We start from the raw sequence: 12455 nt of genomic DNA, 5'->3' as shown, positions 1-12455 counted from the left end.
TTCGCCTGTTTGTTTAGGTGCTTAACGCTTTTTATTTTTTGTCCTGTAAAGCAAAAACTCTTTGTAATAATGGCGATGTTCTGGCACTGATATTAGTTCGGATATTCTTTTCTTCAACCGCTACCATTTTAAAAACACCTTTCATAGCCTGATTGGTAACATAGTCAGTCAGGTCAGGATTTACCTTGCTTACTAACGGAATGCTATTGTATTTAGTGATGATGTTTTGCCATACTTTATCGGCACCAACTTTAGAAAAAGAGCTTTTTATAACAGGATTGAATTTTCCGTATAAAGAAGTAGAGGTAGTGTTTTGCAGGTAGCTTGTTGCTGAACTTTCATTTCCCATCAAAATCCCTCTTGCATCGGCAAAAGACATGTTTCTTACCGCATCAACAAAAATAGGTGTGGCTTCTTTTACCGCATCTTCGGCAGCGCGATTCAATACTTTTAATCCTTCATCGGCTAATGAATTGAGTCCAATTCTTCTCAACCCGGTATCAACCTTTCTTAACTCTTCCGGTAATAAGATTTTAACAGCTTCGTTTTTATAAAAACCATCTGTAGCGGTCAATTTGCTTACTTGTTTTGAAATTCCGTTATTCAAGGCTTCTTTTAATCCTCCCGAAATATCAATCATTCCAGTAGTTCCGGTTTGTGGCAGTTGACTTAAAACCTGTTGCATTTCGGCACAACTAATTAGAGTGAAGCAGATAAAGAATAATACGATTTTTTTCATAACTTTATGTGTATTTGATTTTGGTCAAAGATACACAAACATCGTTTTGTTTTGAAAAAGTGGCTTAATTCGTTCTGTATAAAACTAATTTTTGGGCTTAATTAATGAAATTGTAATTCAAATGAAAATCTACTATCCTAAAAATAAGATAAGAATTGTAACTGCAGCGGCTCTTTTTGACGGTCATGATGTGGCAATCAATATCATGCGTAGAATTATGCAAGCCAGTGGTGTGGAAGTAATTCATTTGGGACATAACAGAAGTGCAGCCGAAATAGTAAATACGGCCATTCAGGAAGATGTTAATGCCATTGCAATTACCTCTTACCAAGGAGGACATAATGAGTTTTTTAAATACATTTTTGATTTGCTTCAACAAAATGGGGCAACTCATATTAAGATATTTGGCGGTGGTGGCGGTGTTATTTTGCCTTCGGAAATTGCCGAATTGCAGGCTTATGGAATTACAGCGATTTATTCTCCTGATGATGGCAGAAAGATGGGATTGCAGGGAATGATTAATGATTTGCTCCAATATTCTGATTTCGCTATTGGGAATGTATTGCATGACGAAATAAGTCTACTTGAATCGAAAAGCGCATCAGCGATAGCAAGAATTATTTCGGCGGTCGAAAATTTTCCTGAAGTAGCTAAGCCTATTTTAGATTTGATTTCCAAAAAAAATGTCAACAGTAAAATCCCTGTTCTTGGAATTACAGGAACAGGAGGTGCCGGGAAATCTTCTTTGCTGGATGAGTTTGTTCGTCGTTTTTTGATTGATTTTCCGGAGAAAACCATCGGAATAATTTCCGTTGATCCATCCAAACGGAAAACAGGTGGCGCATTACTAGGCGATAGAATCCGAATGAATGCTATTAATAATTCCAGGGTTTACATGCGATCATTGGCTACCCGGGAATCCAACAGGGCTTTGTCAAAATCCATTCAGGATGCTATTCAGGTTTTAAAAGCGGCGCAATATGATATTATTATTGTTGAAACTTCAGGAATTGGTCAATCTGATACTGAGATTGTAGATTATGCCGATGTGACTTTGTATGTGATGACACCGGAGTTTGGAGCTGCTAGCCAACTTGAAAAAATCGATATGCTTGATTTTGCCGATGTGGTAGCGATCAATAAATTCGACAAACGAGGTGCTCTTGATGCATTGCGGGATGTGAAAAAACAATTTCAGCGCAATCATAATCTCTGGGATGCTGATGTAGATAATCTTCCAGTTTTTGGTACTATCGCATCACAGTTTAATGATTCGGGGATGAATAGATTGTATCAGGCGGTTATGCATACAATAGCCGAAAAAACAAAAGCCAATTTACATTCGACTTTTGAAGCTAAATCTGAGATTAGTGAGAAAGTTTATGTGATTCCTCCTCAAAGAACACGTTATCTGTCTGAAATTGTTGAAACGATTCGGGATTATGATGAAAACACAAAAAGCCAACAGGAAATTGCTCAAAAATTATATGGGATTTTTAAAACATTAGAGAGCGTTTGTGGTAAAGTACCGCTTGTCAATAAATCGGGAATTGAGGATGATTCCGTTTTTCCGACTGCTTTAGTGGAACACAATGACCAACGAATTTTTATAAATCTTTTATTGAATCAGTTTGAGAAGCTAAAAAAGGATTTAGAAGGGTATCATTGGGAAATTATTTCCAGCTGGAATGAAAAAATAAATAAATACAAAAATTCACTGTACACTTTTAAGGTTAGGGATAAAGAAATAAGCAGGACAACCTATACCGAGTCCTTATCTCATATTCAAATCCCCAAAGTTGTACTGCCTAAATATGAGGCTTGGGGAGATATTTTAAAGTGGTCTTTACAGGAAAATGTACCGGGGGAATTTCCTTTTACAGCCGGATTGTATCCTTTTAAAAGAGAAGGTGAAGATCCGTCCCGAATGTTTGCCGGAGAGGGTGGACCTGAACGAACGAACAGACGTTTTCATTATTTGAGTTCGGGATTTTTAGCCAAACGATTATCTACAGCTTTTGATAGTGTCACTTTATACGGTAACGATCCTGATATACGTCCCGATATTTATGGGAAAATAGGAAATGCAGGAGTTGCAGTTTGCTGTTTGGACGATGCTAAAAAATTATATTCCGGCTTTGATTTGCTTCATCCTATGACTTCTGTGAGTATGACTATTAATGGTCCGGCTCCCATTGTATTAGGTTTTTTTATGAATGCTGCAATTGATCAACAGTGCGAAATTTATATTAAAGCTAATCAATTAGAGAAAGAGGTCGAAGAGAAAATCAATCGCATTTTTGAAAATAAAGGGATTGAAAGACCACGTTATCAGGGTGATTTGCCGGAAGGGAATAATGGATTGGGATTAATGCTTCTGGGGGTAACGGGAGATGCTGTTTTGCCTTTGGAAGTGTATAACGAAATAAAAGCAAGGACTTTGTCACAAGTGCGTGGAACTGTTCAGGCTGATATTCTGAAAGAAGATCAGGCGCAAAATACCTGTATTTTTTCAACTGAGTTTGCCTTGCGATTGATGGGCGACGTACAAGAGTATTTTATAACTCATGATGTCCGAAACTTTTATTCGGTTTCAATTTCAGGTTATCATATTGCTGAAGCCGGAGCCAACCCCATTACCCAATTGGCTTTCACCTTAGCCAATGGATTTACTTATGTAGAATATTTCCTGAATCGCGGAATGGATATCAATGACTTTGGTCCTAATTTGTCTTTTTTCTTTTCCAATGGATTGGATCCTGAATATGCTGTAATTGGCAGGGTAGCGCGCAGAATTTGGGCGAAAGCCATGAAAAATAAATACCATGCCAATGAACGGGTTCAAATGTTGAAATACCACATTCAAACCTCAGGTCGTTCTCTTCATGCTCAGGAAGTTGATTTTAATGATATCCGAACTACTTTGCAGGCTTTATATGCCATTTATGACAATTGTAATTCTTTGCATACCAATGCTTACGATGAAGCCATCACTACACCCACCGAAGAATCAGTGCGCAGGGCAATGGCAATACAACTCATTATTAATAAAGAATTTGGATTAACTAAAAATGAAAATCCAATACAGGGTTCGTTTTTAATCGAAGCCTTGTCGGATTGGGTAGAAGTTGCAGTTATGGAGGAATTCGATAAAATTTCTGAGCGGGGAGGAGTTTTGGGAGCCATGGAAACCATGTATCAGCGATCTAAAATTCAGGAAGAAAGTCTGTATTATGAAAATTTAAAACATACCGGAGAACTGCCTATCATGGGAGTAAATACTTTTTTAAATACTAAAGGTTCGCCAACAATCATTCCTGCCGAAGTCATTAGGGCTACTGAGGAAGAAAAGCAATACCAGATTAAAATGCTGCACAATTTACAGCAACGAAATCAGGATAAGGTAAATGAACAATTGCAAGCCATAAAACATGCTGCGGTTAACAATGAGAATTTATTTAGTTATTTGATGGAAGCGACTAAAATATGTTCTTTAGGACAAATTACCTCGGCTTTGTTTGAGGTGGGAGGTCAGTATAGACGAAATATGTAAAAAAAATAGTTTGTTCTGAAAATAGCTCTTGATTATGTTTTAATTTATTGTTCTTTTATTATTATAAAAACGTATATTTGTTTAATGATATACTCAAATAGATGAACAATATAAAAAATGTTTTTAGTATAAAAGACCTTGAAAATCTTTCAGGTATTAAGGCGCATACCATTCGTATTTGGGAAAAAAGGTATCAGGTTCTTGAGCCTATGCGTACCGATACCAATATTCGTTTGTATGATTTAGTTAGTTTACAGAAACTGCTAAATATTACTTTTTTGCATGAGTATGGTTATAAAATTTCTAAAATTGCTAATTACTCAGAGGGAGAAATTCAGGCGTTGGTAAAGCAAATTATTTCAGCTAAAAATGCTAAGAATCATGCTATTAATGCTTTTAAAATGGCGATGATGAATTTTGATCAACAGCTTTTTTTAAACACTTACAATTGGTTAGCGGAAGAAAAGTCATTTAAAGAAATTTTTTATCAGGTATTTATTCCTCTTTTGGATGAAATTGGTTTGTTGTGGCAAACGGATACAATTTCACCTGCTCACGAGCATTTTATCAGCTATTTGATAAGGCAAAAAATCATTTTAAATTCCGAGAAGTTACAATTTTTAGAACCCAAAAAGCAAGACAAGGTTTTTGTGTTGTCACTTCCGTTGAATGAAATTCATGAATTAGGTTTAATGTATTTGCATTATGAAATACTTTTAGAAGGTTACAAAAGTATTTATTTAGGTGAGAGTATGCCAATCGATAGTTTGAAAGATTTGAAAAAACATTTTGATGCTATCGTATATGTTTCCTGCCTGACTGTAAAGCCTGACAGAGATCAGGTAAATGAGTATGTTCAGGAAATGGTAAACGAATTGTTAGATGAAAATACCGAGTTGTGGTTCACAGGACGTTTGGTTTCCTGTATTAATTCGGAAACACTTTTAGAGAAAGTGTCTGTTTTTAATTCTATGGCAGAATTAACATCAAGATTATAGTTTTGTTTAATATTTTTGTATATTTGTTAAACAAATGAAAAAGAAAATTACAATTATAGGCTCAGGGTTTTCCGCATTGTCTGCTGCTTGTTATTTGGCAAAAAGCGGACATGATGTTTTGGTTTTTGAAAAAAATGAATCCATTGGTGGTCGGGCAAGACAATTAAAAAAAGACGGTTTTACATTCGATATGGGACCCAGTTGGTATTGGATGCCGGATGTTTTTGAACGTTTTTTTGCCGATTTTGGAAAAAAGACAAGCGATTATTATGAGCTGGTAAAGTTGTCGCCAGCTTATAGGGTTTATTTTGGAATCAACGAGTTCATAGCTATAGCCGATAATCTGGACGAAATAGTTTCCACATTTGAAGCTATCGAAAAAGGAAGTGGAAGAGTGCTTCGTGAATTTATAGCCGAAGCCAAAAGTAATTATGATATTGCTATTAAAGATTTGGTGTATCGTCCGGGAGTTTCTCCACTAGAATTGGTCACTGTAGAAACCACTAAGAAAATCGGACAGTTTTTTAGCAACATCAGTCGGGATGTTCGCAAGAAATTCAAGAATGAAAGATTAATTCAAATATTAGAATTTCCCGTTTTGTTTCTTGGAGCCAAACCGTCTGATACGCCTTCTTTTTATAGTTTTATGAATTATGCCGACTTTGGTCTTGGAACCTGGCATCCAAAAACGGGAATGTTTGATGTGGTTCGGGCTATGGAAAGTTTAGCAACCGAATTAGGAGTGCAGTTTTTTGTCAATTCGAATATTGAAAAAATAATTGTCGAAAATAAAACAGCCATAGCTATCGTTGTCAATGGAGAAAGAATTGAATCTGATTTGGTTTTAAGTGGTGCCGATTACCATCACACCGAAAGCTTATTGGACAAAAAATATAGAATGTATTCGGAGCAATATTGGGAATCTCGTGTTTTTGCACCTTCGTCGTTGTTGTTTTATGTAGGTTTCAATAAAAAAATCGAAAACATTTCGCATCACGCCTTATTTTTTGACACTGATTTTTACCAGCACGCAAAAGATATTTATGACGAACCACAATGGCCAGTCGAACCGTTGTTTTATGCTAATTTTCCATCATTGACTGATAAAACGGCAGCACCGGACGGAATGGAGTCAGGGTTTTTCTTAGTGCCATTAGCACCGGGAATCAATGATACAGAAGCATTACGTTCAGCATATTTCGACAAAATTATAGATCGCTTTGAAAAGTTAACGCAGCAAAATATTAAAGAGAATATTATATTTAAGGAATCCTTTTGTAAGAACGATTTTGTAGAACAATACAATTCGTATAAAGGAAATGCTTACGGAATGGCGAATACTTTATTACAAACAGCTTTTTTAAGACCAAAACTAAAGAGTAAAAAAGTTCGTAACTTATATTTTACAGGACAATTAACCGTTCCTGGGCCTGGAGTTCCACCGGCATTAATTTCGGGAAAATTAGTGTCTGATTTGATAGATAAACAATTTCTAAAACAATATTTATGAAGCAATTATTTGACGATGTTTCTTTTAAATGCAGTAGGTTAGTGACTAAAAACTACAGTACTTCGTTTTCATTGGCGGTATATATGCTTTCGCCAAGCATCAGAGATGCTATTTACAGCATTTACGGATTTGTGCGTTTTGCAGACGAAATTGTCGATTCTTTTCATGGTTTTGACAAAGAAAATTTAATTAACGATTTCGAAAAAGAATATTACAAAGCCTATAATTCCGGCATAAGTTTGAATCCTATTTTGAATTCGTTCCAGCAAACGGTTAAGCAATATAATATTTCAGACGATTTGATTCAGGCTTTTTTGAAGAGCATGAAAATGGATTTAATCAAATTAGATTACAATTCTAAAGACGAATACGAAGAATACATTTACGGTTCAGCCGATGTGGTAGGCTTAATGTGTCTGAAAGTTTTTGTGTCCGGAAAAGAGCATAAATATGAGGAATTGAAAGACGAAGCTATGCGATTGGGCTCTGCTTTCCAAAAAGTAAATTTCCTTCGTGATTTAAAAGATGATAATTTGATTCTGAATCGGAATTATTTTCCGGGAGTCGATTTGAATTCTTTTGATGAAAATGCAAAAAAAGCCATCATTAATGAAATCAAAGAAGATTTCAGAATTGCCTATCAGGGAATTGTTAAATTGCCTATTGAAGCTAAATTTGGCGTTTACACGGCTTATGTGTATTATAAAAAGCTATTAAAAAAACTCGAAAACACACCATGTAAAGAGATTGGAAATGCCCGAATCCGGGTTTCTAATTATACTAAAGCTACGCTTTTAGCACAATCTTTCGTTACTTATAAGTTGCGACTGGTCGAATAAATAAACGATTTTAAACACTAAAAAATGATTTCATTTTTAATTACATTGGGCGTTTTTCTTTTTATGGAATGTGTCACCTGGCTCACGCACAAATACGTGATGCACGGGCTCATGTGGTATTTTCATGCCGATCATCACCAACCCAAGTACGAGCATATTTTTGAACGCAACGATATCTTTTTTGTCATTTTTGCCATTCCCAGTATCGTACTTTTTTACTTTGGTGTCGAGGGCGGAATCAACTATTTATTTTTCATCGGTCTGGGAATTACTATCTATGGTTTTTGTTATTTTATGATTCATGACGTTTTGATTCATCAGCGTTTCAAGTGGTTTAAAAACACTAAAAACAAATACCTGATTGGTTTACGCAAAGCCCATAAAGTACATCATAAACATTTGGGAAAAGAAGACGGAGAATGTTTCGGGATGCTTTTTGTACCATTTAAGTATTTTAAAATGTAGCATAATTAGGGCGTTACCTTTTTAAAAAACAAGAAAAATGTTTTTTAAAAAGGTCTGGCTATTCGTTACAATCTTTATGTTTTTAAAGAAAAAACATAAAGGATTTTCACTACTATCCCTAACGCAAACCTCACTTGGTCTAAAAAATAAACTCATGAAAGTATATTCTAAACAAACAGTTCAACATGTCAATGCTTCGATTGAAGAATGTTGGGCATTTTTTTCCAGTCCACGCAATCTGCAAAAAATAACTCCCAAAACTATGGGATTTCAAATCACTGATTTTGACGAAAAAAACATGTATGCCGGTCAAATCATTCAATACAAAGTTTCTCCGCTTTTGGGAATCAAATTACCTTGGGTTACTGAAATTACCATTGTTAAAGAAGGCAGTTATTTTATAGACGAACAACGTTTTGGGCCTTATGCTTTATGGCATCACAAACATTTTTTTGAACCGACTGAAAACGGCGTAAAAATGACCGATTTGGTTCATTATGCGTTGCCTTTTGGATTTCTTGGTCGTATGATGAATACTTTGGTTGTTAAACACAAACTCAAAGAAATATTTGAGTACAGGGAGAAAAAAGTTAACGAAATTTTCAATTCTAAATAATGGCAAAAACAGCGGTTTCTATTTTTTGGTTCAGACGTGATTTACGACTCGAAGATAACATTGGATTATTTCATGCTTTAAAATCTAATTTTCCGGTAATCCCATTATTTATTTTTGATGAAGCTATTCTGGATTCTTTACCTAAAGAAGATGCAAGGGTCGCTTTTATCCATGAATCACTTTCTAAAATAAATAGTCAACTTAATGAAATAGGAAGTTCTATTTTAATCAAAAAAGGAAAAACGGTAGTAGTTTGGAAGGAATTAATTAGTGAGTTCGATATAAAAGAAGTTTTTTTCAATAAAGATTACGAACCTTTTGCTATCAACCGCGACGAAGCCATTTGTCAATTATTAGAGACCAATAAAAGCATTAGCTATTCTTTTAAAGATCAGGTAATTTTTGAAGAAAAAGAAATCACAAAAGCTGATGGATTGCCCTATACGGTTTATACGCCTTATAAAAATAAATGGTTGGAGAAGTTTCAAACAATGACTCCGCTCAGGGAATATGATACTTCTGAGTTGTTTTCTAATTTTTATAAAAGCAATTTCAGTTTTCCTTCCTTGGAACAAATTGGTTTTGAAAAAAGCACAATAAGAGTAAAGCCATTTTCTCTCGATAATCTTAAGAATTATCAGGAAACCCGCGATTTTCCGGCGGTAGATTCCACTTCGTATTTGTCGCCACATTTGCGTTTTGGAACGGTAAGCATTCGAAAAATGGTCAATTTTGCAGCAAAAACAAATCAGGTTTTTTTGAGCGAATTGATTTGGCGTGAGTTTTTTATGCAAATTCTCTATCATTTTCCAAAAGTGGTGACCCAGAATTTTAAGTCCGATTATGATGGAATTCAATGGCGCAATAATGAGGAAGATTTTAAACGCTGGTGTGCCGGAAACACAGGTTATCCAATGGTCGATGCCGGAATGCGTCAGCTGAATGAAACAGGTTATATGCACAATCGTGTTCGTATGGTTGTTGCAAGTTTTTTGTGCAAACATTTGTTGATTCAATGGCAATGGGGCGAAGCTTATTTTGCCGAGAAATTATTGGATTATGATTTGTCGGCCAATGTGGGCAACTGGCAATGGGCAGCCGGAACAGGCTGTGATGCAGCCCCTTATTTCAGGGTTTTTAATCCTGATATTCAATTAAAAAAGTTTGACGAAAAAGGAATTTACATCCGTAAATGGATTCCTGAATTCGATTTGGGTTATGGCGAACCAATGGTCGATCATGCTATGGCAAGAGACAGAGCAGTTGCGACTTATAAGGCTGGAATTTTGAAGTAGTTAAAAAAAAATATAAAACCATTAAGGAATTAAGTTTCATTTAGTCTTTTGTGATTTAATTTCTTAAAGGTTAAAAAACTTATATGACTTTTTTGTTTTTATTTTGTTGTAAATCAAATTGTTGTTTTTTGTAGGTTTCAATTGTCCTTAGCTTTCGCAGTAGAGTGTCAAATGTTTGAAGAATACGCAAAAAGAAAAGCTGTTTGATCCGCCGCGGCGGAGAGTTCTTTTCTTTTAGTATTCGAAAACTAATTTGACCGACGAGGAAGCGTAAGACTTGATTTTTTTGTTTCTTTTTTGATCAAGCAAAGAAGAAAATTTGTAAACCAGATTTTGCTTTTAATAAAAACGTCATTGGTAACAAAGGAGGAACGACAAAAATGGGGTTATTTTATCAATCTTCGCAGCATTCCATTAAAAATAAACCCATGAAACGGTAAGACGGAATACCAATACAATTTTCCCCAAATGCCTCTGGGTCTAAAAGTCGCCGATTGATAAAGAGTGTTTCCAATGATTTTGAATTCCAGCCAGGCTTCACCTGGTAGTTTCATTTCGGCAAATAAAATTAATTTACCTTCTTCTTTATTGGCATACAAAACGCGCCAAAAATCCAATACATCTCCAGCGTGAATACTATGTTTATTGGTTCGTCCTCGTCTTAGTCCTACACCTCCAAATAATTTATCAATAAAACCTCTGATGTTCCACAGCCAATCCCCATAATACCAACCGGTTTCTCCACCAATAGACCAGATACGTTCAATAGTAAAATTCCGATTCACAATTTCCATTTTTCGTCTATCAATAAAACAATCTTTTTTAGGTACTTTCAGGTATTCCGAAATATTGTTGCTAAATCTTCCACTGATTAAGGAATCTTTCCAACTGGATGCTACTTGATCTTCTTCTACTTTTATCAAAGCTCTTGATAAAGCTTGCTCGTAAGTCATGGGTTGGACTCCTAATAAATCGTTGATTTTCGTATCTCGGCAAATCACTTTTACTTTCATGCTGCTGACTAAGGCTGTAGCGAGTTTGTACGAAGTTGAGGTAACAAAATACAACCAATAAGAAGATAATTTGGGAGTCATCACAGGAATTGTAAAAATCCATCTTTTTAGGTTTTTAGCTTTGGCAAAACCCAATAACATTTCTTTGTAGGTCAGAATATCAGGGCCGCCAATATCAAAACTCTGATGATAGGTTAGGGGATTCAGCAAGGATTTGGTCAGGAATTCCAAAACATCAGTTATAGCAATGGGCTGACATTTGGTATTGAGCCATTTTGGCGTAATCATTACAGGAAGTTTGTTTACTAAATCCCGAATAATTTCAAAAGAAGCACTGCCGGAACCCACAATAATTCCTGCTCTTAAGGTGGTTAATGCAAAAGTACCTGTGCCTAAAATAGTTTCCATATTTTTTCGGGAAGATAAATGTTTGGAGAGCGATTGGTCATTTACTATTCCGCTCAAATAAATTACTTGTTTGGCAGAAGTTTGATTGAGTCTTTCTACAAAATTTTTAGCCGAAATACTTTCTAACTCATCATAATTTGAAGCAGCACCCGACATGGAATGTATGAGATAATAAGCGGCATCAATATCGTTTGGGATGGCATTTAAACTTTGCTGATTTAGAAAATCAATTTCAATCACGCTGACGTTATTCTCAAATTCTTTGGGACAATAAAACCGGTTTTTATCTCTTACGCAACAAATAATCTCGTGTCCCTGCGCTACCAAAATAGGCAGGAGCCGTTTCCCGATGTAACCTGTTGCACCTGTTAAGAGAATTTTCATGGTTTTTAATTTAAAATTAGCTTAATTTATTAGAAACTAAACTGATAAATTCTTTTCTGGTTTTGTCTTTTTCAAAAGCACCCGTGAAAGAAGAAGTGGTGGTAACAGAATTTTGTTTTTGAATCCCTCGCATTTGCATGCACATATGTTGTGCTTCAATAACAACGGCAACACCAAGCGGGTTCAAGGCTTCCTGAATACAATTTTTAATTTGATCGGTCAACCGTTCCTGAACCTGCATTCTGCGGGCGTAGGCATCAACCACTCTTGGAATTTTACTCAGTCCTACAATTTTGCCATTCGGAATGTATGCTACATGAGCTTTTCCAAAAAAAGGCAACATATGGTGTTCACACATCGAATATACTTCGATGTCTTTTACCACAATCATTTGCTGGTGTTCTTCGGTAAATAAGGCTGATTTCAATATCTCTAACGGATCCAATCCGTAGCCATGAGTTAAATATTGCATGGCTTTGGCTACACGTTCCGGTGTTTTTTCTAGACCTTCTCTGGTTACATCTTCACCTAAATTATCAATGATTATTCTATAATTGTCTGCCAGTGATTCTGTTATTTCCGTATCGTATTGTTCGATTTTTTCGTAACTTTTCATTTCTTTTATCATGTTGTTT

10 protein-coding genes are annotated in these 12455 nt (G+C 35.5%); 7 read left to right on the top strand and 3 right to left on the bottom strand.

The annotated features are described in order from the left end of the window. Window positions 1-31 precede the first annotated feature (31 nt). Window positions 32-739 (bottom strand): DUF4197 domain-containing protein, encoded by a 708-nt coding sequence (locus BIW12_RS02300; RefSeq protein ID WP_071183636.1) that lies wholly within the window; start codon window positions 737-739, stop codon window positions 32-34. A gap of 121 nt (window positions 740-860) precedes the next feature. On the opposite strand from BIW12_RS02300, the gene BIW12_RS02295 reads away from it, so the two are divergent. The 7 genes from BIW12_RS02295 to BIW12_RS02265 all read left to right on the top strand — a co-directional run bounded on the left by BIW12_RS02295 (window position 861) and on the right by BIW12_RS02265 (window position 10015). Continuing rightward, entirely contained in the window at window positions 861-4292 is a 3432-nt protein-coding gene (locus BIW12_RS02295; protein WP_071183635.1) for a methylmalonyl-CoA mutase family protein, read from the top strand. Between the two features lie 101 nt (window positions 4293-4393). Beyond that, a complete protein-coding gene (locus tag BIW12_RS02290) occupies window positions 4394-5290 on the top strand; it encodes a MerR family transcriptional regulator (RefSeq protein WP_071183634.1) in 897 nt (298 codons plus the stop codon). Between the two features lie 34 nt (window positions 5291-5324). Next, window positions 5325-6800, top strand: coding sequence for a phytoene desaturase family protein (locus tag BIW12_RS02285; protein ID WP_071183633.1), 1476 nt, complete (start codon window positions 5325-5327; stop codon window positions 6798-6800). After that, a complete protein-coding gene (locus BIW12_RS02280; protein WP_071183632.1) occupies window positions 6797-7639 on the top strand; it encodes a phytoene/squalene synthase family protein in 843 nt (280 codons plus the stop codon). Before BIW12_RS02285 ends, BIW12_RS02280 begins: the two co-directional genes overlap by 4 nt. A gap of 24 nt (window positions 7640-7663) precedes the next feature. After that, window positions 7664-8104, top strand: coding sequence for a sterol desaturase family protein (locus tag BIW12_RS02275; RefSeq protein WP_071183631.1), 441 nt, complete (start codon window positions 7664-7666; stop codon window positions 8102-8104). Between the two features lie 154 nt (window positions 8105-8258). Continuing rightward, entirely contained in the window at window positions 8259-8720 is a 462-nt protein-coding gene (locus BIW12_RS02270) for an SRPBCC family protein (RefSeq protein ID WP_071186077.1), read from the top strand. Continuing rightward, complete coding sequence (locus BIW12_RS02265) at window positions 8720-10015, top strand: cryptochrome/photolyase family protein (protein WP_071183630.1); 1296 nt, start codon at window positions 8720-8722, stop codon at window positions 10013-10015. The genes BIW12_RS02270 and BIW12_RS02265 overlap by 1 nt, the downstream gene beginning before the upstream one ends. Window positions 10016-10401: 386 nt before the next feature. On the opposite strand, the gene BIW12_RS02260 is transcribed toward BIW12_RS02265, so the two are convergent. Then, window positions 10402-11820, bottom strand: a complete 1419-nt coding sequence (locus BIW12_RS02260) for an SDR family oxidoreductase (protein WP_071183629.1) — start codon at window positions 11818-11820, stop codon at window positions 10402-10404. Window positions 11821-11836: 16 nt separating this feature from the next. After that, window positions 11837-12448 (bottom strand): GTP cyclohydrolase I FolE, encoded by a 612-nt coding sequence (gene folE / locus BIW12_RS02255; protein ID WP_232227126.1) that lies wholly within the window; start codon window positions 12446-12448, stop codon window positions 11837-11839. Window positions 12449-12455 lie beyond the last annotated feature (7 nt).

This window comes from Flavobacterium commune, assembly GCF_001857965.1.
Taxonomy (GTDB): Bacteria; Bacteroidota; Bacteroidia; order Flavobacteriales; family Flavobacteriaceae; genus Flavobacterium; species Flavobacterium commune.
This window is presented reverse-complemented; position numbering and strand designations above follow the sequence as displayed.